Source organism: Pseudomonas sp. ANT_H4 (genome assembly GCF_008369295.1).
In the GTDB taxonomy this organism is placed as follows: domain Bacteria; phylum Pseudomonadota; class Gammaproteobacteria; order Pseudomonadales; family Pseudomonadaceae; genus Aquipseudomonas.
The window spans coordinates 42,223-64,334 of the sequence record NZ_VOBG01000017.1 but is presented as its reverse complement, the minus strand read 5'-3'; the positions used below and the strand labels follow the sequence as shown (position 1 = coordinate 64,334).

General features: G+C 60.2%; 23 protein-coding genes and 1 pseudogene. 14 read left to right on the top strand and 10 right to left on the bottom strand.

What is annotated here, in order from left to right:
* Positions 1-48: 48 nt before the first annotated feature.
* Positions 49-942 (bottom strand): LysR family transcriptional regulator, encoded by an 894-nt coding sequence (locus FQ182_RS20360; RefSeq protein WP_149412363.1) that lies wholly within the window; start codon positions 940-942, stop codon positions 49-51.
* 239 nt (positions 943-1,181) lie between these two features.
* Between FQ182_RS20360 and FQ182_RS20355 the strand changes: the two genes are divergently transcribed.
* The 8 genes from FQ182_RS20355 (at position 1,182) to dctM (ending at position 9,759) form a co-directional block, all read left to right on the top strand.
* Positions 1,182-2,000: a MaoC family dehydratase N-terminal domain-containing protein gene (locus FQ182_RS20355; protein ID WP_149412362.1), complete on the top strand. Its 819-nt coding sequence runs from the start codon at positions 1,182-1,184 to the stop codon at positions 1,998-2,000.
* A 35-nt stretch (positions 2,001-2,035) separates the two neighbouring features.
* Positions 2,036-3,199, top strand: a complete 1,164-nt coding sequence (locus FQ182_RS20350; RefSeq protein ID WP_149412487.1) for an acyl-CoA dehydrogenase family protein — start codon at positions 2,036-2,038, stop codon at positions 3,197-3,199.
* A 10-nt stretch (positions 3,200-3,209) separates the two neighbouring features.
* On the top strand, positions 3,210-4,559 hold the full coding sequence (locus FQ182_RS20345; protein ID WP_149412361.1) for an MmgE/PrpD family protein: 1,350 nt from the start codon (positions 3,210-3,212) through the stop codon (positions 4,557-4,559).
* 9 nt (positions 4,560-4,568) lie between these two features.
* Entirely contained in the window at positions 4,569-5,765 is a 1,197-nt protein-coding gene (locus FQ182_RS20340) for a CaiB/BaiF CoA-transferase family protein (protein ID WP_149412360.1), read from the top strand.
* A gap of 14 nt (positions 5,766-5,779) precedes the next feature.
* Positions 5,780-6,595 (top strand): CoA ester lyase, encoded by an 816-nt coding sequence (locus FQ182_RS20335; RefSeq protein ID WP_149412359.1) that lies wholly within the window; start codon positions 5,780-5,782, stop codon positions 6,593-6,595.
* Between the two features lie 101 nt (positions 6,596-6,696).
* Entirely contained in the window at positions 6,697-7,680 is a 984-nt protein-coding gene (locus FQ182_RS20330) for a TRAP transporter substrate-binding protein (protein ID WP_149412358.1), read from the top strand.
* 166 nt (positions 7,681-7,846) lie between these two features.
* On the top strand, positions 7,847-8,479 hold the full coding sequence (locus FQ182_RS20325; RefSeq protein ID WP_149412357.1) for a TRAP transporter small permease: 633 nt from the start codon (positions 7,847-7,849) through the stop codon (positions 8,477-8,479).
* Positions 8,479-9,759: a C4-dicarboxylate TRAP transporter large permease protein DctM gene (gene dctM, locus FQ182_RS20320; RefSeq protein WP_149412356.1), complete on the top strand. Its 1,281-nt coding sequence runs from the start codon at positions 8,479-8,481 to the stop codon at positions 9,757-9,759. The genes FQ182_RS20325 and dctM overlap by 1 nt, the downstream gene beginning before the upstream one ends.
* 209 nt (positions 9,760-9,968) lie before the next feature.
* On the opposite strand, the gene ampC is transcribed toward dctM, so the two are convergent.
* Complete coding sequence (gene ampC, locus FQ182_RS20315; RefSeq protein WP_149412355.1) at positions 9,969-11,123, bottom strand: class C beta-lactamase; 1,155 nt, start codon at positions 11,121-11,123, stop codon at positions 9,969-9,971.
* A 132-nt stretch (positions 11,124-11,255) separates the two neighbouring features.
* Between ampC and FQ182_RS20310 the strand changes: the two genes are divergently transcribed.
* Positions 11,256-12,137, top strand: coding sequence for a LysR family transcriptional regulator (locus tag FQ182_RS20310; protein WP_149412354.1), 882 nt, complete (start codon positions 11,256-11,258; stop codon positions 12,135-12,137).
* 212 nt (positions 12,138-12,349) lie between these two features.
* On the opposite strand, the gene yghX is transcribed toward FQ182_RS20310, so the two are convergent.
* The 3 genes from yghX to FQ182_RS20295 all read right to left on the bottom strand — a co-directional run bounded on the left by yghX (position 12,350) and on the right by FQ182_RS20295 (position 14,767).
* Positions 12,350-13,237, bottom strand: a complete 888-nt coding sequence (gene yghX / locus FQ182_RS20305) for a YghX family hydrolase (protein ID WP_149414516.1) — start codon at positions 13,235-13,237, stop codon at positions 12,350-12,352.
* A 57-nt stretch (positions 13,238-13,294) separates the two neighbouring features.
* Complete coding sequence (locus FQ182_RS20300; RefSeq protein WP_149414517.1) at positions 13,295-13,789, bottom strand: PaaI family thioesterase; 495 nt, start codon at positions 13,787-13,789, stop codon at positions 13,295-13,297.
* A gap of 87 nt (positions 13,790-13,876) precedes the next feature.
* On the bottom strand, positions 13,877-14,767 hold the full coding sequence (locus tag FQ182_RS20295; protein WP_149414518.1) for a DMT family transporter: 891 nt from the start codon (positions 14,765-14,767) through the stop codon (positions 13,877-13,879).
* An 89-nt stretch (positions 14,768-14,856) separates the two neighbouring features.
* On the opposite strand from FQ182_RS20295, the gene FQ182_RS20290 reads away from it, so the two are divergent.
* Positions 14,857-16,185 (top strand): PLP-dependent aminotransferase family protein, encoded by a 1,329-nt coding sequence (locus FQ182_RS20290; RefSeq protein ID WP_149414519.1) that lies wholly within the window; start codon positions 14,857-14,859, stop codon positions 16,183-16,185.
* Here the strand turns inward: FQ182_RS20290 and FQ182_RS20285 are convergent.
* Both FQ182_RS20285 and FQ182_RS20280 read right to left on the bottom strand, forming a co-directional pair.
* Positions 16,182-16,823 (bottom strand): LysE family translocator, encoded by a 642-nt coding sequence (locus tag FQ182_RS20285; RefSeq protein ID WP_149414520.1) that lies wholly within the window; start codon positions 16,821-16,823, stop codon positions 16,182-16,184. The genes FQ182_RS20290 and FQ182_RS20285 overlap by 4 nt on opposite strands.
* A gap of 176 nt (positions 16,824-16,999) precedes the next feature.
* Complete coding sequence (locus FQ182_RS20280) at positions 17,000-17,680, bottom strand: hypothetical protein (RefSeq protein WP_149414521.1); 681 nt, start codon at positions 17,678-17,680, stop codon at positions 17,000-17,002.
* Between the two features lie 77 nt (positions 17,681-17,757).
* Here FQ182_RS20280 and FQ182_RS20275 point away from each other — a divergent pair, with 77 nt between their 5' ends.
* Complete coding sequence (locus FQ182_RS20275; protein ID WP_149414522.1) at positions 17,758-17,988, top strand: DUF6434 domain-containing protein; 231 nt, start codon at positions 17,758-17,760, stop codon at positions 17,986-17,988.
* Positions 17,943-18,161, top strand: a complete 219-nt coding sequence (locus tag FQ182_RS31025; protein WP_256666345.1) for a LysR family transcriptional regulator — start codon at positions 17,943-17,945, stop codon at positions 18,159-18,161. Before FQ182_RS20275 ends, FQ182_RS31025 begins: the two co-directional genes overlap by 46 nt.
* Here FQ182_RS31025 and FQ182_RS20265 read toward each other — a convergent pair.
* Complete coding sequence (locus FQ182_RS20265) at positions 18,103-20,280, bottom strand: TonB-dependent siderophore receptor (protein WP_149414523.1); 2,178 nt, start codon at positions 20,278-20,280, stop codon at positions 18,103-18,105. The two genes, FQ182_RS31025 and FQ182_RS20265, sit on opposite strands and share 59 nt — an antisense overlap.
* Positions 20,281-20,480: 200 nt before the next feature.
* Between FQ182_RS20265 and FQ182_RS20260 the strand changes: the two genes are divergently transcribed.
* Positions 20,481-20,873 (top strand): GFA family protein, encoded by a 393-nt coding sequence (locus FQ182_RS20260; protein ID WP_149414524.1) that lies wholly within the window; start codon positions 20,481-20,483, stop codon positions 20,871-20,873.
* A 297-nt stretch (positions 20,874-21,170) separates the two neighbouring features.
* On the opposite strand, the pseudogene FQ182_RS20250 reads toward FQ182_RS20260, so the two are convergent.
* Both FQ182_RS20250 and FQ182_RS20245 read right to left on the bottom strand, forming a co-directional pair.
* Positions 21,171-21,569: pseudogene (locus FQ182_RS20250) on the bottom strand (serine hydrolase); the annotation flags it as partial.
* Complete coding sequence (locus tag FQ182_RS20245) at positions 21,533-21,859, bottom strand: LysE family transporter (RefSeq protein WP_371923898.1); 327 nt, start codon at positions 21,857-21,859, stop codon at positions 21,533-21,535. The gene FQ182_RS20245 and the pseudogene FQ182_RS20250, both read right to left, overlap by 37 nt.
* On the opposite strand from FQ182_RS20245, the gene FQ182_RS30735 reads away from it, so the two are divergent.
* The gene (locus FQ182_RS30735) at positions 21,766-22,104 is read left to right on the top strand and encodes a LysR substrate-binding domain-containing protein (protein ID WP_371923900.1); all 339 of its coding nucleotides are present in this window, start codon (positions 21,766-21,768) and stop codon (positions 22,102-22,104) included. The genes FQ182_RS20245 and FQ182_RS30735 overlap by 94 nt on opposite strands.
* Positions 22,105-22,112 lie beyond the last annotated feature (8 nt).

The following is a 22,112-nucleotide window of genomic DNA, read 5'->3' as shown; positions in this document are numbered from 1 at the left end:
GGTGTCCAGCAGTCTTTGAGAGCTTTGTCGGGAAACTGTCAAAGACTGTTAAGTGGGCGCCTGTGGCATCAATGTCGCAATCAACGCCCTGATGGTTCCCGGCAACGCTTCCAGTTCGCGCACCAGGATACTGCGTTCACGTATGGCCCAGGTTTCGTCGAGCTTGACCGTCACCAGCTGCATGGTCCGGCTGTGCCGAACGGCAGCAGACTCGGGAATGATGCCGATGCCCACGCCAGCCTCGATCATCCGGCAGATAGCCTCGAAGCTCGACACCTGGATGCGCAGTGACAAGTGCTTGCCGAGGCGCTCGACATGCTCACGCAAGAAACTCAACAGCGTGCTGCCTTCGTGTAGGCCGATGTGTTGGTAGGCGAGGGTTTGTTCCAGCGTCACCGACGACTTGTCCGCCAGTGGATGCCCCACCGGCACCATCAGCACCAGGTGGTCGGTGCTGAAGTGCAACACCTGCAAACCCGCAGCTTCCACGGGGCCGGCGATGATGCCCATGTCGCTGGTGCCGTCGAGCACGCCACGGACGATGTCACGGGATAGGCGCTCCTGCAGGTCGACGGTCACGCCAGGGCGCTGAGACAGGAAGCCGGCGAGGATTTCCGGAAGGAATTCAGTCACCGCTGTGGTGTTGGCAAAGATGCGGATATGCCCGGCCGAATCAATATCGTATTGGGTGAACTCGCTTTTCAGGTAATCCACCTGGCGCATGATCAGCCGTGCATGGTGCAGCAGCCGTTCGCCCGCCGGGGTGATCTCCACGCCACGGCTGTCGCGGTACAGCAGCCGTGTGTCCAACTGGCCTTCCAGGGTCTTGATCCGCGCACTGGCGGCGGCAGGCGAGAGGAAGGCGCGCTTGGCGCCTTGGGTGAGGCTTGGGGACTCGGCGATATGGATAAACAGGCGCAGGTCGGTCAGATCGAAGTGCATGCAAGGCTCCCGAAAATAATCATGACTCCTCGTAGCAGCTGTCGAGCCCCGGCGAGGCAGCGTCAGCGGTGTATCTGACGCATCGCTGACGCAGCCTCGTTTCACTCGACATCTGCTACTGGGGAGAGGATTTGGCGTTCAGCATAGCCGAACGCTGCTTTATTAAAATGCAAATTCCCGGAACGACCACGGGCTTGCATGATCCGGTGCAGATTCCCTGCCCAAGGACATGCCCCCCGATGAGCGCCACAGACTGGATTGGCCGTAGCGAAACAGCCCACGACCACTTGAGCCACAACTTGCTCAAACGTATCGCCGCGACGTTGGGCGAGGAGGTTCCGGCCGATGGTGGTTCCGTTCCCGCGTTATGGCAATGGTGCTTTTTCCAGGACCCGTTGCCGGAATCGGCGTTGGGTGGTGACGGTCATCCAGCCCGTGGTGGTTTCCTGCCTCCCGCCGAAAATCGCAACCGCATGTGGGCCGGTGGGCGTATCGAGTTTTTCCATGCCTTGCGCGCCGGTGAGTCAGCCACTCGCGTGTCCACCATCACCCAGGTGGAAGAAAAAACCGGCCGTACTGGTTCGCTGCTGTTTGTCACCGTATGCCATGACTACACCCAGGACGGCCGCCTGGCGATTCGCGAAGAGCAAGACATCGTCTACCGCGAGCCCACGTCACCCAAGCAGGGCAGCGGCGAGGCGCTGACGCAGGGCGACTGGCGCGAAGCTGTCGACCCGACGGCCATCCTGCTGTTTCGCTACAGCGCCGTGACCTTCAACGGCCATCGCATCCACTACGACTACCCCTATGTCACCGGCACCGAAGGCTATTCGGGGCTGGTGGTACACGGCCCGCTGATCGCCACCTTGAGCCTGCGCGCCTTTTGCCGTGCCCACCCCGACGCGACCTTGCGCCGGCTTTCTTATCGCGGCGTTCGCCCGCTGATTGCGCCGCAACCCTTTGAAGTCGGCGGGCGCATCACTGCAAAAGGTGTCGCTGAGCTGTGGGCCGGTAACGCCGATGGCCTGGCCCAGCGTGCAGAGCTGCATTTCGAATAAACCACCTCCAAGAACAATAGGCGCAGAGCCCCATGATGAACCCGAACGACAGCGAAGAACTGAATGCCATCCGCGAAGGCGTACGCGCCCTTTGCGCCGAATTCGATGCCGCTTACTGGCGTAAGGTCGATGAAGAAAAGGGCTTCCCCGACGCCTTCGTCAAGGCCCTGACCGACGCCGGCTGGCTGGCGGCGATGATCCCGGTGGAATACGGCGGCTCGGGCCTGGGCCTGGCCGAAGCGTCGGTGATCCTCGAAGAAGTGAACCGCTGTGGCGGCAACTCCGGCACCGTCCACGGCCAGATGTACAACATGTTCACCTTACTGCGCCATGGCAGCGAGGCGCAGAAAAGTTTCTACCTGCCCAAGCTGGCCAGCGGTGAATTGCGCCTGCAATCGATGGCCGTCACCGAGCCCACCACCGGCACCGACACTACCAAGATCAAGACCACCGCCATCAAGCGCGGCGACAAGTACGTGATCAACGGTCAGAAAGTGTGGATTTCCAGGGTCCAGCATTCCGACCTGATGATCCTGCTGGCGCGTACTACGCCCCTGGCCGAAGTGAAAAAAAAGTCCGAAGGCATGTCGATTTTCCTCGTTGACCTGCGTGAAGCCATTGGCAACGGCCTGACGGTCCAGCCCATTGCCAACATGGTCAACCACGAAACCAACGAGCTGTTCTTCGACAACCTTGAATTACCCGCTGATAGCCTGATTGGCGAAGAGGGCAAGGGCTTTCGCTACATCCTCGACGGCCTCAACGCCGAGCGCACCCTGATCGCCGCTGAGTGCATCGGCGACGGCCGCTGGTTTATCGAAAAGGCCAGTGCTTATGCCCGCGACCGCGTGGTGTTTGGCCGGCCCATCGGGCAGAACCAGGGTGTGCAGTTCCCGATTGCCCAAGCCCATATCGAAATCGAAGCGGCAGACCTGATGCGCTGGCGTGCCTGTGAGGAGTACGACAGCGGCGCCAACGCCGGGGCAAGCGCCAACATGGCCAAGTACCTGGCGGCCAAAGCCTCGTGGGAAGCAGCCAACGCTTGCCTGCAAACCCACGGCGGCTTTGGTTTTGCCTGCGAATACGACGTCGAGCGCAAGTTTCGCGAGACCCGCCTGTACCAGGTGGCGCCGATCTCCACCAACCTGATCCTGTCCTACGTGGCCGAGCATTTGCTCGAACTGCCACGTAGCTTCTGAGGGCCTGACCATGAGCCATACCCAAGCCCTCTGCCGCTTTCTGGCGGCACTGAATTACGAGCAATTGCCGGATGCGGTCCTGGCTCGCACCGAAGACCTGTTTCTAGACTGGCTCGGTTCGGCGCTGGCAAGCAAAGGCGCGCATCCGATCCCGTTGTTCGAACGTTACGCTTCAAGGATGGGCCCGGCCACGGGAGCTGCGCAGGTCATCGTCAATGGTGGCAGTAGCAGTGCTTATTTCGCCGCCCTGGTGAACGGTGCATCGTCGCACCTGGTGGAGCAGGATGACCTGCACAACAGCTCGGTGCTGCACCCGGCCACCGTGGTGTTTTCGGCGGTATTGGCCGCGGCCCAGGATCTGGGTAAATCAGGCCCTGAACTGCTGTTGGCCTCGGTGGCCGGCTACGAAGCGGGGATTCGCATCGGCGAGTTCATGGGCCGTTCCCATTACCGGATCTTCCACACCACCGCCACTGTCGGCACCCTCGCGGCAGCGGTGGCGGTGGGCAAGTTAATGGACTTTAACGAAGAACAGTTCATCAACCTGCTGGGCAGTGCCGGCACCCAGGCGGCTGGCCTTTGGGAGTTCTTGCGCGATGCCGCCGACTCCAAGCAATTGCACACCGCCAAGGCTGCGGCCGACGGATTGCTCGCCGCCTATTTAACGGCGGACGGGCTGACTGGTGCGCGCAATATTTTGGAGGGTGACCAGGGCCTGGCTGCGGGCATGTCCAGCGATGCTGACCCACGGCAGTTGTCTGATCGCCTGGGCAGTCGCTGGGCATTACTGGAAACCTCGTTCAAGTTCCACGCTTCTTGCCGCCACACTCATCCGGCGGCTGATGCGTTGCTGGAATTGATGCGGCGCGAAGGCCTCACTCATGAACAGATCAGCCGTGTGCAAACCCGTGTCCACCAAGCCGCCATCGACGTGTTGGGACGGGTAAAAGTGCCGCAGACGGTGCATCAGGCCAAGTTTTCCATGGGCACCGTGTTGGGCCTGATCGCCGTGCATGGCAAGGCCGGTTTGACCGAGTTCCACGAATTGGCGCTGCACGATGCAAGCGTGTCGGCCTTTAGCGACAAGGTCAGCATGACCCTGGACGCGGAAGTCGACGCCGCTTATCCCCGGCGCTGGCTGGGCCGGGTCATTGTCACCACGGTTGATGGTCGCGTATTAAGCGGCGCCATCGACGAACCCAAGGGCGACCCGGGCAACACTCTGAGCCGCGAGGAACTGGCCGAAAAATTCCAGCGCCTGGCGCAATTCAGTGGCGCCCGCACGCCGTCGCAGGCCGACGAGCTGGTCCGCAAGGTCTGGGATTTGCGCAATGCGGTGTCCATGGATCACTGGCTCTGAGGAATTGTCATGACTGTTAATCAACGACCGCTGGACGGCATAACCGTTGTCAGCCTTGAACACGCGATTGCCGCGCCGTTTTGCACCCGTCAATTGGCCGACCTTGGCGCGCGGGTGATCAAGGTCGAACGCCCTGGCGCCGGTGACTTCGCCCGTGGCTACGACGAACGGGTACGTGGCCTGGCCTCGCACTTCGTCTGGACCAACCGCTCCAAGGAAAGCCTGACCCTGGACCTCAAGCAGGATGAGGCGGGTGCCATTCTGGAAACCCTGTTGGCCGATGCTGATGTGCTGGTGCAAAACCTCGCACCGGGTGCAGCGGCGCGTATGGGGCTGTCATTCGAAGCGCTGCACGAGCGCTTTCCACGGCTGATCGTTTGCGACATCTCCGGCTACGGCGAGGGCGGCCCTTACGAGAAAAAGAAAGCCTATGACCTGCTGATCCAGAGCGAAGGCGGCTTCCTCTCTGTGACCGGTGGCCCTGGCGACGACCAGATGGCCAAGGCCGGTTGCTCCATCGCAGACATTTCCGCCGGCATGTACGCCTACAGTGGGATTCTTTCGGCACTGCTGTTACGGAGCCAGACTGGGCAGGGCAGCCGCATCGACGTCAGCATGCTGGAAAGCCTGGTGGAGTGGATGGGGTACCCGATGTATTACGCCTTTGACGGTGCGCCCCAGCCACCGCGCGCCGGTGCGGCCCACTCGACGATTTACCCGTATGGGCCGTTCCCCACGGGTGACGGCGGCACGGTGATGCTCGGCCTGCAGAATGAGCGCGAGTGGGCGGCATTTTGCGACAAGGTCCTGCTGACCCCGGCGCTGGTCGCTGACGAACGTTTCTCGGCCAACTTCAAGCGCTCGGCCAACCGCGAAGTGCTGCGCCAGATCATCGTTGACAGCTTCTCGCAGCTGAGTGCCGAAGCGGTGATCCAGCGCCTGGAAGATGCGCAGATCGCCAGTGCCCGAGTCAATGACATGCAGGGCGTGTGGGACCACCCGCAACTCAAGGCCCGTGACAGTTGGCGCCAAGTTGACAGCCCGGCGGGCCCGTTGCCGTCGCTGTTGCCACCGGCCCGCAACAGCGCGTTTACCCCGCGCATGGATAGCGTGCCAGGGCTGGGGCAACACAATCAGGGGATTCTGGGCCAGTTGGGCTACTCCACCGAAGCCATCGAAGCCCTGCGCACACGCGGCGTCATCTAATAAGGAATTGATCCATGCCAAACCCAATTGTGCGCTCCGCGCTGTTCGTTCCGGGCAGCCGCCCTGAGCGGTTTTCCAAGGCCCTGGCCAGCGGCGCCGACGCGGTGATCGTCGATTTTGAAGACGCGGTGGAAGAACCTCTCAAGCGTCAGGCCCGGGACAACCTCGGGGTATTTTTGCAAGGCACGCCAGAGGCGCGTGTCTGGGTACGCGTCAACGCCCCGGGCCACCCTGAACATGCGGCGGATCTGGCGTTCTGCAAAGCCCATCGCGGTGTCGCCGGGGTGCTGTTACCGAAAGTCGAAAGCGCTGCGCAGGTGGCCTTCGTGGCGGCCACCGGCAAAGTGATTTGGCCCATTATCGAAAGTGCGCGGGGTTTGCTGGCGGTGGCTGAAATCGCCCATGCGCCACAGGTTGAGCGACTGTCGTTTGGCGGCCTTGACCTGGCGCTGGACCTGAACCTGAGCAGCAACTCCAGGGCCGCCGAGTTTGCGTTGGACCAAGCCCGCCTGGCGCTGATCGTGCACTCGCGCGCCGCCTGCCTTGTGGCGCCGTTGGACGGCGTACACCCGGCCATCGACGACCCCGATGGCCTGCGCCGTTCGATCCGCCATGCCTACGAAATGGGCTTTGCCGGGGCGCTGTGTATCCATCCCAAGCAAGTGGCCGTGATCCACCAGGCCCTGGCCCCCAGCGCTGAAGATTTGGTCTGGGCTCAAAGAGTGGTGGATGCGGGGAGCCACGGGGCAGGGGCCTATCAGATTGATGGGCAGATGGTGGATGCGCCGGTATTGCTGCGGGCGCAGCGGTTGTTGGCTGCACAGCTTTAGCGTTCGTCCACACCGAACGCAGGTATCAAAAAATCGAAATTCTCTATACGCGTGACATCAGGCACCTTGCCCTATAACACAACAATAAGAAGGTGATTTCCATGCTCAAGCTTTCCCGAGCGCTGTTCTGCGCCGCTTCCTTGTGTGCTGCGGGCCTGGCCCATGCGGCCGACCCCATCGTCATCAAGTTCGCCCACGTCGTTGCCGAAAATACCCCCAAGGGCCAGGGCGCGCTGCTGTTCAAGAAACTCACCGAAGAGCGCCTGCCGGGCAAGGTCAAGGTTGATGTCTACCCGAACTCGTCGCTGTTCGGTGACGGCAAGGAGATGGAAGCACTGCTTTTGGGTGATGTTCAGATGCTTGCACCATCCCTGGCCAAGTTCGAGCAATACACCAAGAAAGTGCAGATCTACGACTTGCCGTTCCTGTTCAGCGACCTCGCCGCTGTCGACCGTTTCCAGGCCGCCCAGGGCAAGGAACTGCTGAGCGCGATGCAGGACAAGAACATCCTGGGTCTTGCTTATTGGCACAACGGCCTCAAGCAGCTGTCGGCGAACAAGGCCCTGCATGAACCCAAGGACGCCCGCGGCCTGAAGTTTCGCGTGCAAGCTTCAAGCGTGCTGGAAGAGCAGTTCAAGGCCATCCGCGCCAACCCGCGCAAGATGAGTTTTGCCGAGGTGTACCAGGGCTTGCAGACCGGCACTGTCAATGGCACCGAGAACACCTGGTCGAACTATGAAAGCCAGAAGGTCAACGAGGTGCAGAAATACTTCACCGAGTCCAACCATGGCCTGATCGACTACATGGTGATCACCAACGCCACGTTCTGGAACGGTCTGCCGCCGGATGTGCGCACTGAGCTGGACAAGATCATGGTCGAAGTCACCGTCGAGGTGAACAAGCAGGCCGAAGCGCTGAACCAGTCGGCCAAGCAGAAGATCATCGATTCCAAAACCAGCGAAATCATCGAACTGACCCCCGAGCAGCGCCAGCTGTGGCGCGAGGCCATGCGCCCGGTGTGGCAGAAGTTTGAAGATGAAATCGGTGCCAACCTGATCAAGGCGGCGGACGAGTCCAACCAATAATGGCCACGTGAAGGTACAACCTTCTTAGCAGCTGTCGAGCTCCGGCGAGGCTGCGTCTGCGGTGTACCTGATACTCCGCCGAACGCTGCCTCGTCGGGGGCTCGACAGCGGCTACGCGATGTTGAGCCTTACCGTCATTTCCCCTCCAGTTTCGCGAGGTTTTGCCATGCAATCGCTAAGGCGCGTCTGGGAGCACCTGGAGGAAGGGTTTATCGCCTTCCTGCTGGCCGCCATGACCCTGGTGACGTTTGTCTACGTCATGCTCAACAACACCTACACCCTGTTCTTCGCCCTGGCAGACAAGTGGGCGATCAGCAGCAACTTCTTCAACGCCTTGGGCGACGGCACCATGACCTGGGCCCAGGACATGACCTGGAGCGTGGCGCTGACCAAAGCCATGTTTGGCTGGCTGATTTTTTTCGGCATCTCCTATGGCGTGCGTACTGCTGGCCACCTGGGCGTCGATGCATTGGTCAAACTGACGCCGCGCCGGGTCCAGCGCCTGCTGGGCATGCTCGCCTGCTTGTGCTGCCTGGCCTACGCGGGGCTGTTCATGGTTGCCAGTTACAAGTGGATGAGTGCGGTGATGAACGCGCATATCGGCGCCGAAGACCTGGATAAGTTCGGAATCGATGTCGGTCATATCGTACTGATCGTGCCCATCGGTTTTGCCCTGGTGCTGATTCGCTACCTGGAAATTTTCTACCGACTGTTCACCCACCGTCAGGTCGGGTTGGGGCTGGCGGATGAAGCCGGTGAAGCCAGCAAGTTGGCTAGCCGCCATGAGGAGCGTCACTGATGGCCGTTCTTTGTCTGTTTTTGCTGCTGTTTGTGTTCATGTTTCTGGGTGTGCCGATTGCCATTGCCCTGGGCTTGTCGGGGGCGGTATCGATCCTGATGTTCAGTCCGGATTCGGTCAGTTCGCTGGCGATCAAGCTGTTTGAAACCTCGGATGCCTACACCTTCCTGGCGATTCCGTTTTTCCTGCTGTCTGGCGCATTCATGACCACTGGTGGCGTGGCGCAACGGCTGATCGATTTTGCCAACGCCTGCGTCGGCCACATCCGTGGCGGTTTGGCGATTGCTGCGGTACTGGCGTGCATGCTGTTTGCAGCGTTGTCCGGTTCATCGCCAGCGACGGTGGCGGCAGTGGGTTCGATTGCGGTGGCGGGCATGGTGCGTTCGGGTTATCCGAAGGAATTCGGTGCCGGGATTATCTGCAACGCGGGCACCCTGGGCATCCTGATTCCGCCGTCCATCGTAATGGTGGTGTACTCGGCGGCAACCGAGACCTCGGTGGGCAAGCTATTCATGGCCGGTGTGATTTCGGGGTTGTTGTTGGGCCTGATGCTGATGATCGCGATCTACATCGTCGCGCGTATCAAGAAGCTGCCAGCGCAGCCACGGGCGACCTTCCGTGAGTGGCTGACCTGCGCGCGCCGGGCATTCTGGGGCCTGCTGCTGTTGGTGATCATCCTTGGCGGGATCTACAGCGGTATGTTCACCCCGACAGAAGCCGCGGCGGTGGCGGCGGTGTATTCGGCGTTTGTCGCGCTGTTCGTCTACAAGGACATGAAGCTTAAGGACTGCCCGAAAGTGCTGGTGGAGTCTGGACGCCTGGCGATCATGCTGATGTTTATCATCGCCAACGCCATGCTCTTCGCCCATGTGCTGACCACCGAACAGATTCCCCAGGAAATCACTGCCTGGGTGATCTCCGAAGGACTGACGCCAATTGGCTTCTTGATGATGGTCAACGTGGTGTTGCTGGTGGCGGGCAGCTTTATGGAACCGTCGGCCATCGTGCTGATCCTGGCGCCGATCTTCTTCCCCATTGCGATGAAGCTGGGTATCGACCCGATTCACCTGGGAATCGTGATGGTGGTGAACATGGAAATCGGCCTGGTACATCCACCGGTGGGCCTGAACCTGTTCGTGACCTCAGCGGTGACCGGATTGACCCTGGGCGAGACTATTCGCGCGGCGTTGCCGTGGTTGATGATCCTGCTGGCGTTCCTGATTCTTGTGACCTATGTGCCGTTTATTTCACTGGCGTTGCCGGGATGGTTGGGGATGTAAACCCGATCCAGAGCGCACCAAAAAACAGTGTGGGCGTCGGGCTTGCCCGCGATGGCGGTATGTCAGTCAGTACATCTGGCGATTGACACGCCCTCATCGCGGCATAGGTATCTACACATCGTTGAGGCTGGCATTGCGTAGCAAGCTGTCGGCGTGCACGGTGTATCTGACACACCGAGGTATCAGGTTTACGACTGCTTCGTCGGGGCTTATTGGTCCAGCGCCTTCAAGATAGCGTGGGCCGCCTTCACCCGTTCCGCATTCGGGTAGTTCTTGTTCGCCAGGATCACGATGCCGATGCCTTTGCTTGGGACATAAGCCACGTAGGCGCCGAAGCCACTGGTGGAACCGGTCTTGTTGACCAGTGTGTCGGCCCGAGGGGGCTGCGGCGGTGTCAGCCAGTTGACCTTATGAGGTTCCAGGATCATGGCTGTCGAGTTGCCGGCGAGCAAGGCGTCCAGTGTGATCGGGTAGGGGTACATCTCCCAGCCCAGGCCTTGGGTGGTGCCGTCGACGGTATAGAAACCGGTGTGGGTGGCGGCGATGGCCTGTTGCAGCGGTTTTTCCAGATTGGCCGGGTGCATATTCACACCGACGTAGTGGATCAGGTCCGATGGGCTGGTTTTCATGCCATAGGCTTCGCTGTCCAGCGCGCCAGGGCCGACGCGCACCGGCTTGTCGTCCTTGCCATAGCCTTGGGCGTACAGGTTCATTTGCGCCTTGGGCACGGTGATGTAGGTGTGCTTGAGGCCCAGCTTCGGGAACAGGGTCTGTTCCATCAGCCGGTCGAACGGCTGCCCCAGGCTTTGCGCTGCCAAATAACCGAACAGACCCAGGCTGGGGTTGGAGTACAGGCGGTGGGTGCCAGGGGTGAAATCGGGCTTCCAGTGCTGGAAGTAGCTGATCATCCGGTCGGCGTTGTCGGCATCGCGAGGAAACTGCAACGGCAGGCCGCCAGCGGTATAAGTCCCCAGGTTGAGGACGCTGATGTGGTCAAATTTGCTACCGCGCAAGGCTGGTAAGTACTGGCTGGCCGGAGCCGACAGCTTCAGTTTTCCGGTGGCCTGGGCGTAGCCGGCCAGGGTCGCGGTGAAGGTTTTGCTGACCGAGCCGATTTCAAACAGGGTGTTTTCGGTCACCGGTTGCTGGCCGTCTTTTGACGCAACGCCGTAGTTAAAGTATTGAGCCTTGCCGTTCTGCACGATGGCCACTGACAGGCCAGGGATAGCCTGTTGCCGCATCAGCGGTTCAATGGTGTCATCCACCACCTTGCGCAGATCGGTGGCGGCCATGCAGTTGCCTGCGCCGAGCAATAAGGCGAAGATCGCGACGTTGTGCATCCGAAACAAAGTCTTTTCGTACATGATTGTGTCGCTTCCATGAGGTTGAACTTGAATACTGCTACCTGCGCAGGCGCTGCAAATCTAGGCACTTTCCCCCCGATCGACAAACGATGATATCTCGCATCAGCCATTAGAAAAATTTGGGGTTAAGTCATGCTTCGTTCTCATCTGCCCCTCAATGCCCTGCGAGCCTTTGAAGCCTCGGCACGGCATTTGAGTTTTACCCGCGCCGCCATCGAGTTGTGCGTGACTCAGGCGGCGGTCAGCCATCAGGTGAAAAGCCTGGAGGCGCAGCTCAATGTCATCCTGTTCAAACGCCTGCCCCGTGGCCTGATGCTCACCCGTGAAGGCGAAACCCTGTTGCCGGTGCTGCGCGAATCCTTCGACCGTATCGCCCACACCCTCGGCCAGTTCGAAGGCGGGCATTATCGCGAAGTGTTGACGGTGGGCGCGGTGGGTACCTTTGCCGTGGGCTGGCTGCTGCCGCGCCTGGGGGATTTTCAGGCACGCTACCCGTTTATCGACCTGCGCTTGTCTACCCACAACAACCGCGTCGATGTTGCCGCCGAAGGCCTGGACTACGCGATCCGCTTCGGTGCAGGTGCCTGGCACGGTACCGACGCGGTTGAGTTGCTGGAGGCGCCGCTCACGGTGCTGTGCGTACCGCAGATCGCTCGGCAATTACACACGCCCGCAGACCTGTTGAAGCACACCTTACTGCGCTCTTATCGTGCCGACGAATGGACTCAGTGGTTCCAGGCGGCGGGATTGCCTGCCGACACGTTAGTACCTCGTAGCGTCGTCTTCGATTCCTCATTGGCGATGATGGAGGCTGCGCTGCAAGGTGTCGGTGTGGCCCTTGCCCCGGCGATGATGTTTTCCAGGCTACTGGTCACGGATGCGATCCAGCAGCCGTTCGAGGTGGGGATCACCACGGGCAGTTACTGGCTGACGCGCTTGCAGTCACGGGCCGAGACGTCGGCGATGCTGGCGTTCAAGGAATGGTTGCAGGAGGTGGTAGAGGCGCCACTATAGGGACCCCAGAGCAATTTTTATGGCGAGCGTGCTTGTTGTGGCGAGCGGGCTTGCCCGCGTTGGGCTGCGAAGCGGCCCCAGTAAGGTCACTGCATTCCTTTAGACAGAACTAGGTGTCCGGTTTTAGGGCCGCTTCGCGCCCCAACGCGGGCAAGCCCGCTCGCCACAACAAGCCTGCCTGCCACAGATTCTGTGTCAGCATCTGATTGAGCCTAAACCAGGTACTTGCGAAACCACCCCAAGGTCCGCTCCCAGGCCAGGTTCGCGGCTGCTTCGTCATACCTGGGCGTGGAGTCGTTATGAAAGCCATGGTTGGCGCCCTTGTAGATAAAGGCTTCATAGTTCGTGCCGGCCGCTTTCAAGGCTGTTTCATAGGCTGGCCAACCCTCATTGATCCGCGTATCCAGTTCGCCGAAGTGCAACATGATCGGCGCCTTGATGTTGGGCACATCCTTCGCCTGCGGCTGGCGGCCATAAAACGACACCGCTGCCCCCAGTTCCGGATAGGCCACGGCCGCCGCATTGGTCACGCCGCCGCCATAACAGAAGCCGGTAATGCCGACCTTGCCGGTGCTGGTGTCATGGTTCATCAACCATTCGATGGCGGCGAAGAAGTCGTTCATCAGTTTGGTCGGGTCGACGGTTTGTTGCAGCGCCACGCCTTTTTCGTCGTTGCCGGGATAACCGCCTACCGAGGTCAGTCCATCAGGTGCCAAGGCGATAAACCCGGCCTTGGCCAAGCGCCGGGCGACGTCTTCGATGTAGGGGTTTAGCCCACGGTTTTCATGCACGACCACCACAGCCGCAAGCTTACCGGTGGTTTTTGCCGGGCGAACCAGGTAGCCGCGGACCTCGCCATTGCCCTTGGGTGAGGGGTAGGTGATGTAGTCGGCGACGATGTCCGGGTCAGTGAATTTAACCTGCTCGGCCAGGGCGTAATTGGGACTCAGGGAGGCGAGCAGGGCCGACGCGGTCAACCCGCCGAAGGTGAACAGCGCCGCACGGTCGAGAAACTCTCGCCGGTTGATCTTGCCGTGGGCGTAGCCGTCGTAGAGCTCCAGCAGTTCAGGGGCAAAGTCTTTGGCGGTCAGACGAGTCATCGGTGCATTCCTCTTCACAGGGACCGTTCAGCAGATGGCATTGAATGTAGACCACTATCAGGCTTGCCGAGCATGGGCCGCAGTTGCCAACTGTCCGGTATCGACCTGCACGAAGATTGAGTCACCAATCGCCGTCAGCACGCCATCGGCATACACCTCGCAGACCACCCGGCTCTTGCGCCCGACTTCGCCTTCGACTTTGGCCCGCAAGGTCAGTGGCACGCCCATGGGAGTCGGTTTGATGAACTTGATGCCGAGGTTGCCGGTCACGCAGTCGATGCGCGGCAGGCTGCCTGGGGCGCGATGTTCAGCCTGGTAGTGATAGGCCATGGCGGTCCAGTTGGAATGACAGTCCACCAGCATGGCGATCAACCCGCCGTAGACCAGGTCTGGCCAGCCGCAGTATTTGGCGTCGGGCTGGTGTTCGGCGATGACGTGGACGCCGTCTTCGTCCCAACGGCTCTTGACGTGCAGCCCGTGTGGGTTGCTGGCGCCGCAGCCATAACAGACGCCGTCCGGCGCGGTGGTGTCTTGCAGGGAAGGGGTGTGCATCGTGGTTCCTTGTTTTTGTGGGTGAATGTGACTCCCATCATCCGACGAGCCTAATGCCAGGCACTGGAATAAATCCAGCAACCTGAGCTAGCGGGCAAACTTCTTCGCCCCGGCCACGCACACAATCACCGCCACTGTCACTCCCAGCATGCCCAGGCTGACCTGCTCATGGAGCAAGGTGGCCGCCAGCGCCAGGCCGAAGAACGGTTGCAGCAACTGCAACTGCCCCACCGCAGCGATGCCACCCTGGGCCAGCCCGCGATACCAGAATACAAAGCCAATCAGCATGCTGAACAGCGACACATAGCCCAGGCTGAGCCAGGCCGGCAGGCTGATGCCCGAGAATGAGTCGGGTGCCAGCACGGCGGTCAGTGGCGCTACCACCGGCAGCGACAGTACCAGTGCCCAGCAAATCACCTGCCAGCCGCCCAGGGTTTTGGACAGCTTCGCCCCTTCGGCATAACCCAGCCCGCAGGCCAGTACCGCCAACAGCATCAGCAGGTCGCCGATGGGTGCCGCGCTGAGCCCTTGGGACACGGCGTAACCCATCACCAGCAGGCTGCCCAGTATCGAGAATAACCAGAACACCGGTCGCGGCCGTTCGCCGCCGCGCAGCACGCCGAATACGGCGGTGGCCAGGGGCAGCAGGCCGATAAAAACGATGGAATGGGCGGAGGTCACGTACTGCAACGCCAGGGCTGTCAGCAGCGGGAAACCTATCACCACGCCCAGGGCGACGATGACCAGTGGCATTAATTGGCTACGCGCAGGGCGCTTTTCCTTGAACAGCCAGAGCAGGCACAGCCCAAGCAGGGCGGCGATGGTCGCTCGGGCGACGGTCAGAAACACCGGATCGAACTCCAGCACCGCCACCCGCGTCGCCGGCAGCGAACCGCTGAAGATCAGCACGCCGATAAAGCCGTTGATCCAGCCGCGGGTGCTGTGTTCAGCGGTGCTCAGGTGAGAGGTACGTTCCATGGGAGTTGCGCTCGATAGGTGGGTTGCATTCAGTGCATCCTATGATCGAAGATTAAGACAATCAAAAAATTGTCATGGATACATCACCTATGCCTCGCGCTCGTTATAAGTCGTTGGTCGATACGTTTGCCAGGGATATCCGCAGCGGGCTCCTGGCGCCTGGCACCCGCTTGCCGACACATCGGCAGTTGGCTGCCAGCCATGGATTGGCCTTGGTCACGGCGAGCCGGGTGTATACCGAACTTGAGTCCATGGGCCTGGTCAGCGGCGAAACCGGGCGCGGCACCTTTGTCCGGGAGATATCGCTGTCGCCGGGGCAGGGCATTGGCCAGGTCGCCGTGGCAGCGGGCATGATCGACCTCAACTTCAACTATCCGTCGGTACCCGGCCAGGCCGATCTGCTGCGCACGGCGTTGCGTCAGTTGGCGCTGTCCGGCGACCTGGAATCCCTGTTGCGCTACCAGCCCCATGGCGGGCGGCCGCATGAGCGGGCAGCGATGGCGCGTCATCTGCGCAGCCGAGGGCTGACCGTTGCCGCCGAGCAGGTGCTGATCGTCAGCGGTGCCCAACATGGGCTGGCGGTGGCGATGATGGCGTTGCTCAAGCCCGGTGATGTGGTGGCGGTGGATGCGTTGACCTACTCGGGCTTTAAGGTGCTGGCCGAGACACTGCACCTTGAAGTCGTGGCCATACCAGTCACTGCGACGGGGCCTGATCTTGTCGCCCTGGAAAAGCTTTGCCGCACCCGCTCAGTGCGAGCCGTGTACAGCATGCCGACCCTGCATAATCCGCTGGGTTGGGTGATGGGGGTCGAGCCGCGTCAGCAACTGGTAGCTATCGCTCGCGAGCATGATTTGATCCTCATCGAGGATGCGGCCTACGCATTTCTGGTGGAGGATGCGCCGCCGCCACTGGCGCAGTTGGCACCGGAAAGAACGGTGTATGTCTCAGGGCTGTCCAAGAGCGTGGCCACCGGTTTGCGGATCGGGTTTGTCAGTACGCCTGCGCAGTGGGTGTCTGCTCTGGAACGCACCCTCATGGCCACCGTCTGGAATACCCCAGGGGTGATGACGGCCATTGCTGCCGCCTGGATTGATGACGGCACCGTCGCCCAGCTTGAAACGCATAAGCGCCAGGATGCCCAGGCCCGGCAAGCCTTGGCCGCCGAAGTATTGGGCGACCTGCATTACGTTAGTCATCCGTCCTCGTATTTTCTGTGGCTGCCACTGCCGGAAGACGCGCGGGCCGACCAGATCGCCATGGCGCTGATGCGCGAAAATATCTCGGTGTCGACGGCCGAGCCGTTTGCGATCTCGGCCCATGTGCCCCATGCACTACGCCTGGCGCTGGGGTCGGTGGGCATGGCTGCATTGCGAGAGGCGCTGGTAAAGGTGCGGCGGTTGGTGCAGGCGTACTAGGCCGTCTGCCGGCGTATCGTCAACAGCATCGTCCCGAAAAAGATAAAGGTGGAGCCGATCACGCGATTAACCCATTTCGAAAACTCCGGCCGGGCCAGCAGGCCTTTGGTTTGGGAGGCGAGCAGGGCGTACAGGGTCAACGACAGCGCCGACAGCGTCATGAAGATCAGGGTCAAAACCAGAAACTGCGGCACCAGGGTCGAGTGCCGGTCAATGAATTGCGGGAACAGCGCGGTGAAGAACAGCACCGCTTTAGGGTTGGTGGCGGCGGTTAAAAAGGCTGACTTGAACAACTTCATGGGTGACGGGCTGCTGACACGCATCGGGACTTGCGGGTTATCTGAAAGCGTCGAGTTTGTCTTCAACAGATTCTTCGCCCCCAGGTAAAACAGATAGCCGGCACCCAAGATCTTCACGGCACTGAAGATCCACTCGGAACTGACGATCAGTGCTCCCAGCCCCAACATCGCCGCCGCTGATATGCAAAACAGTCCGCTGACATTGCCCAGGGAAGACCACAAGGTGGATTTGGCTCCGTAAGTGAGGCTGTTATTGAGCGCCATTAGAGTCGCCGGGCCAGGGCTGGCGATGGCAATGCCGGCGACGAGGGAGTAGGTCAGTATCGAGTGAATGTCCATGTTCAGTCTCGTGGATGTTGAAGCGCAGATAGGAATAACAGATTGGCAGTATAAGTCCCTAAACGCCCCGTGGAAACGCTGTTCACTGCCCGGAGTTTCGCGTTCGTCGATATGCACGTGCGCTTCAGATCACTGACAACGCCTGCCAAAATAGCTGAGGCCGTCGTAGCGTGGGGTTAAGGCGTGTCCTTCACGAACTGCGTCTGCCCCTCGCTTTTGATTAGCCCGGCCTTGGGCACTTGCAGCGTGTGGAAGGACTGGCCCGACGGGTCTCCCGGTTCGCGTTTGAGCAGGTAGAACATGTCGTCTGATTCCGCTACCTGGCAGGCGGTGTAACGGTCCAGGTTACTGAAGGTCAGCGTGCGTTCCTGGCATTCTTTTGCTGTTTCTAGGGCTGCATTTTTACCCGACTCCAAAGGGACGCTGACGGTGAAGTACCAGGCGGAGTAAGCCACGGCGGCGAGGGCGACACACACCCCAAGGAGCTTGAAAGGTGTGCTCAATTCGCTGGCGCGTCGACGTCGGTTGTCGATCCATGTGGGCAAGGTTCTGGCCGGTGGAGGTTGTCTGCCGGGTTTTTCGCTCAGGGCGATGAGCATCGTCATGGCAAATACCAGAGCAATCATGAACAGGATGGCCGCGATGACTGAACTCAGCCCAGCGCCACCATAAACGGCCAGTTTTTGCGCGCTGAAGTTCAAGCGGTCAATGGGCACGTCCAGTACCAGGTAGTATTTTTCCAGGTGGGCATAGCCGTTCAGGATGAACGCGCCCAGCATGCCGGCGATCAGCAGCGCCGCCTCGATCTTCAGGTACTTTCTATAGCGAGCCAATACGGGTTCATCCGGACTGTCCATGTTTTTATCTCCTTGTTTAATCCGCTGGCTTGCGGCGCGCTATGATTGCCCGACTCAGGACGTAGCAGGGAAAAAAGATGGATTTTGACTGGCACAGCAGCTCTATCACTCGCGATACCGCGGTCTCCAAACACTATAAAAACACCCAGAATGTGCGCCGCTTCATGCTTGAACACTGCGGCGCAGGGTTCAAGTTCGACCGGGCGTTCATGGCGTGGATTGGCAACGATATCCCCAAGACCATGGGCGATGTCGTTGACGAGTGGCAACGGCGGAACGGCAGTCCACAACCGTCTGCTGGCCGGTAGTTCCGGCACAATCGGCATTGAGCACTCAGATTCGCAGGCTTGAAGAGTTGCTCGGCCAGCGGCTGTTGCGCAGAACCGCTGCTACAGAGTGTGTAGCAGCGGTGCCAGTCACGTTTAGAAGCTGTACTTCGCCGTCAATCCATAGCTGCGTGGGTTGCCGTAGGTTTCGGTAGACCCCCAGGTAGGGCTGGTGCCAATCGCTGCGTAATAGACGCGGTCGAAGATGTTGTTGGCGTTCAGTTGCAGGTCCAGATGCTTGTTGACCTGATAACCCGCCATCAGGTCGGCGACGGCGTAGCTGCCTTGTTCGAGGCGATAGGTGCTATCGGCCACGGCCACGTCGTTGTACATGCGGCTCTGCCAATAGACGTTGCCACCGATACGGAGTTTTTCCAGAGGGCCCTGGAGGTGGTAAACGGTCGAGACTTTGAACAGATGCTCAGGCGTGTCGGGGTCGAAACGCTGTTTGTTGTTGGCCGGGTTGGTGTCCTTGATGAAGTGGGCCCGGGTGTAGGTGTAGCCGGCACCGACTTGCCAGTTCTCGGTGAGCGCGCCTTGCAGCTCCATATCGATCCCTTGACTGCGGACCAGGCCGGACGCTTCGTAGCAGGTGAGCACCGGGCAGCCAAGCTGGGTAGCCGCTTCGGTGGCGCGGTTTTTCTGGTCGGTCTGGAACACCGCCAGGCTGGCGTTGAGGGCACCGTTGAAGTACTCGCCCTTGATGCCGATTTCGTAGTTTTCCCCCACGATCGGGTCCAGAATTTTTCCGGAGAGGTCCTGGTTTGATTGCGGCGTGAATATGTCGGTGTAGCTGGCGTACACGGAATGGTGATCATCAAGCTTGTAGATCAGGCCGGCGTAGCGCGTGAGGTTGCGGGTAACCTTGTAGTCGTTGTTGCCTGCGCGGTCATCGGAGTCATACCAGTCCAGGCGGCCGCCGAGTATCAGTGTGAGCGGGTCGGCCAGGCTCAATCGGGTCGTCAGGTAGACAGCGTCCTGGGTGGTGATGGTGTGGCTTTTACCGTCGCGCACGAAGTCCGGTTTCGGTGCGCCGATCGGCAATCCGGTGTCGTAAGGGCTGTAATCCTTGGTGGTGTTGTCGTAGATGCGCTTACTGGCGCCGACCACTACTTCATGGGTGCGACCGAGGGCTTCGACCGGGCCGCTGGCATAGGTGTCAAAAGCGCTTTGCTTTTCGTCTTGCCTCGATTGATAGGCGGTGGTCTGCATCGGGCCGTTGTAGCGCGACAGGTAAGTACCCGAGAACAGGCCGTCCAGAGTCGAGGTGGAGCCTGCTACGTGCAGTTTCCAATCGTTGTCGAAACGATGTTCCACGTCACCGAACACGGTGTCGACACGCAGCTTCTTGTTTTCCCAATCGGTGCCGGGGTAGGTGGAGCGGGGCAGATTCAGGTGGTGGCCGTCGGTGCCGATGGGCAAGCCGCCCCAGAAGAAGTTGGTCTGGTCTTCCTGACGGGAGAAGCCCATGCTCGCGGTGGTGCTGTCGCTCAGGTCGGCTTCCACGATCCCGTAGAACAGGCCGTGATCGCTTTCTTCCTTGTCGCGAAAGCTGTTGGCATCGCGATAGGAGCCCACCACTCGCCCGCGCAGGGTGCCGCTATCGTTCAGCGGGCTGGAAGCATCGAATTCGCCGCGGTAATCATCCCAGCTACCGGCGGCACCGGTCAGGGTGACCTGTTGGTCGGCAGTGGGGCGCTTGCGCACCATGTTGATGGCCGCCGAAGGGTTGCCAGCGCCGGTGACCAGGCCGGTGGCGCCGCGAATCACCTCCACGCGATCAAACATCGCCAGGTTCGGCTGCACGCCCATGGTCCAGCCCGAATAGGCGCTTGGCAGGCCGTCATACATGATGTTGTCGATATCGAAGCCGCGAGAACTGTAAGTCTGGCGGCCGGGTCCGCTGGCCTGGCTGAGAAACAGGCCGGGCGTGTTCTTGACCACATCGTTGACGCTGGTCATGGCCTGGTCATCCATGCGCTGGCGCGTAATGACCGTCACTGCCTGCGGGGTTTCGCGCATGGTCAGTGGCAACTTGGTTGCGGTCTGCATGGCGCCGGTGGTGTAGGACCCGGTGCCTTCGGTAGTGGTACCCAGCTGTTCACTGGTGATATTGGTGGCGCCCAGTTCCAGCGTGGCGGATGGTTGTCCGGATGGGGCTTGGGTAGATTGGGTTTCGGCGGCAATGGCTGCCTGAGTGCTTGCGATGCAGACGGCCATGGCCAGAAGACCAGGTGAAAAACGCATACGGCTTTGCAGTTGATGCCCCGGCATGAATCTGGCTCTCCCCGAAGCCGTCCCTGGCAAATAGCAATAGTGTTGATAAGTATTCTCATTAGTGTGGCAGATTGTTTCGGCTCAAAAAAGACTCTGCGCACAGATACTTAACAAAGTTTTCACATTTGCCGGGAGCGGTGGCCTGTTGTCGCAGAGGGGTAACTGCGTATTGACCTTGATTTCAGAGGAGAAGCAGCATGGATCGATTCACGGGTGGTTGCCTGTGCGGCAATGTTCGAATTGAGGCGGCGGGACGGCCATATCGAGTCGGCCTTTGTCACTGTCTCGACTGTCGCAAACATCATGGCGCGCTTTTTCATGCGTCTGCGGTGTTCCCTCAGGATGCTGTGACGATAGACGGCGAAACACGTGATTACGCCGGACGGTTTTTCTGTCCACGCTGTGGCTCACCAGTTTTTGGCCGCACCGGCGACGAAATCGAAGTGAACCTGGGCTCCCTGGATGCCCCGGACCAACTGGTACCAACCTACGAAAGCTGGATTGTTCGTCGCGAGTCCTGGTTGCCGCCGTTTGCACTGACGAGACGATACGATCGCGATCGTGACGCCACGGGGCGCGTTGAGGAGTAGGTCGTTGCTCAAGATCGGTCTTGCGCTAGCCATCAATGAATTGCTCAAGCGTCGCAGCGCTGCTCAGGAGCCCACGGAGCCGGTTTTTCTTACCTTGCCGTGCGGGTTACCGATTGACGTCAGGATGATACGAACCGCCATGACCACGCCTACGAGAACGGCAGCAAGACCTGACGCTTCCCAAGGCGTTGGCACGGGCCCACCAAAAATGACACCTGCGGCAATACAGGCGCTGTAACGTCGGCTTTCGACCCGAAGCAGACATCCGGCAAATCATGAGGCCGACGCCAGAAGGACTTAGACGCCTGCAGCCCCTTGCCGCAGAGTTTGCATCAGCCGTCCAACAACGATGGCTTCGACAGCACCTTCACTGGCGCCCACCTCAAAAGCAGCGCAGCAAGCCAATGCGTCGCCGTCGCTAATACGGTAAACAGCGATGGCACTGCCTGGCCCGCAGCCTGTGTGCTCGCATAGGGAATGTCTGCCATCAATCGACCCCTGCATCACACCAAGACCATAACCGGGCGTGATCCATGGGCGCCCGGGAATCGGTCCGCCCAATACCCGTGCTGTCTGCATTTCCTGGAGCAAGCCGGCGGAGAACAGGTCTCCCCGATGGAGTCGATCCAGAAACAGCGCTGCTTGCGAAATTGGGCCGATTAACAGGCCGTGATAAACCCAGGCCGGCTCACCGTTCGTAACAGCGGCGTGATACTCCGCTTCCGGGCCTTCTGATACGCCGAGGAAATCCTCGATTGCGACAATGCCACCGGGGCCAGCCCATACCAGGTCAACGAAACGACCACTACAACCGCCAACATCGAGGCGGAGGTGCTGACCGAGGCATGGGCGGGAGCTGCTGCTGAAAACACAGCGGCATAAAACGCCATCGATTTCGGATTGCCGATGTTGTTCACGATGCCCTGCAAGAAACATTTCCAGACGCGGCCAGCCGCGTCCTCAGGGCCGACGCATCGCGCAGACAATTATTCCCGATGCGGGAGCCCAAAAAATCGTCCTGATAGGGGGCGGCGGCATAGGGAGAATTCCGGATTACATGGCTGCACCCGCAGTAGCCAGCGAGCAGCTCGTGAGGATATTTCCGGACCTCAAAGGTGAACTGATCGAGATCCACGCCCTTTATCCCAGCCACCGCAGCCTGTCGGCCAAGGTGCGCGTGTTCATCGACGCATTGAGGCAACATATTGTGAGTGAACGTGCATCGCTTTGAGGATCCGC

Bases quoted from the DNA above. Each gene is read 5' to 3' on its own strand.
- FQ182_RS20290 (WP_149414519.1), top strand. From the start codon at position 14,857: ATGCCTCGCGCTCGTTATAAGTCGTTGGTCGATACGTTTGCCAGGGAT.
- dctM (WP_149412356.1), top strand. From the start codon at position 8,479: ATGGCCGTTCTTTGTCTGTTTTTGCTGCTGTTTGTGTTCATGTTTCTG.
- FQ182_RS20265 (WP_149414523.1), bottom strand. From the start codon at position 20,280: ATGCCGGGGCATCAACTGCAAAGCCGTATGCGTTTTTCACCTGGTCTT.
- FQ182_RS20300 (WP_149414517.1), bottom strand. From the start codon at position 13,789: ATGCACACCCCTTCCCTGCAAGACACCACCGCGCCGGACGGCGTCTGT.
- FQ182_RS20350 (WP_149412487.1), top strand. From the start codon at position 2,036: ATGAACCCGAACGACAGCGAAGAACTGAATGCCATCCGCGAAGGCGTA.
- FQ182_RS20275 (WP_149414522.1), top strand. From the start codon at position 17,758: ATGGATTTTGACTGGCACAGCAGCTCTATCACTCGCGATACCGCGGTC.
- FQ182_RS20355 (WP_149412362.1), top strand. From the start codon at position 1,182: ATGAGCGCCACAGACTGGATTGGCCGTAGCGAAACAGCCCACGACCAC.
- FQ182_RS20285 (WP_149414520.1), bottom strand. From the start codon at position 16,823: ATGGACATTCACTCGATACTGACCTACTCCCTCGTCGCCGGCATTGCC.
- FQ182_RS20310 (WP_149412354.1), top strand. From the start codon at position 11,256: ATGCTTCGTTCTCATCTGCCCCTCAATGCCCTGCGAGCCTTTGAAGCC.
- FQ182_RS20280 (WP_149414521.1), bottom strand. From the start codon at position 17,680: ATGGACAGTCCGGATGAACCCGTATTGGCTCGCTATAGAAAGTACCTG.
- FQ182_RS20345 (WP_149412361.1), top strand. From the start codon at position 3,210: ATGAGCCATACCCAAGCCCTCTGCCGCTTTCTGGCGGCACTGAATTAC.
- FQ182_RS20260 (WP_149414524.1), top strand. From the start codon at position 20,481: ATGGATCGATTCACGGGTGGTTGCCTGTGCGGCAATGTTCGAATTGAG.
- yghX (WP_149414516.1), bottom strand. From the start codon at position 13,237: ATGACTCGTCTGACCGCCAAAGACTTTGCCCCTGAACTGCTGGAGCTC.
- FQ182_RS20295 (WP_149414518.1), bottom strand. From the start codon at position 14,767: ATGGAACGTACCTCTCACCTGAGCACCGCTGAACACAGCACCCGCGGC.
- FQ182_RS20360 (WP_149412363.1), bottom strand. From the start codon at position 942: ATGCACTTCGATCTGACCGACCTGCGCCTGTTTATCCATATCGCCGAG.
- FQ182_RS20325 (WP_149412357.1), top strand. From the start codon at position 7,847: ATGCAATCGCTAAGGCGCGTCTGGGAGCACCTGGAGGAAGGGTTTATC.
- FQ182_RS20330 (WP_149412358.1), top strand. From the start codon at position 6,697: ATGCTCAAGCTTTCCCGAGCGCTGTTCTGCGCCGCTTCCTTGTGTGCT.
- ampC (WP_149412355.1), bottom strand. From the start codon at position 11,123: ATGTACGAAAAGACTTTGTTTCGGATGCACAACGTCGCGATCTTCGCC.
- FQ182_RS20335 (WP_149412359.1), top strand. From the start codon at position 5,780: ATGCCAAACCCAATTGTGCGCTCCGCGCTGTTCGTTCCGGGCAGCCGC.
- FQ182_RS20340 (WP_149412360.1), top strand. From the start codon at position 4,569: ATGACTGTTAATCAACGACCGCTGGACGGCATAACCGTTGTCAGCCTT.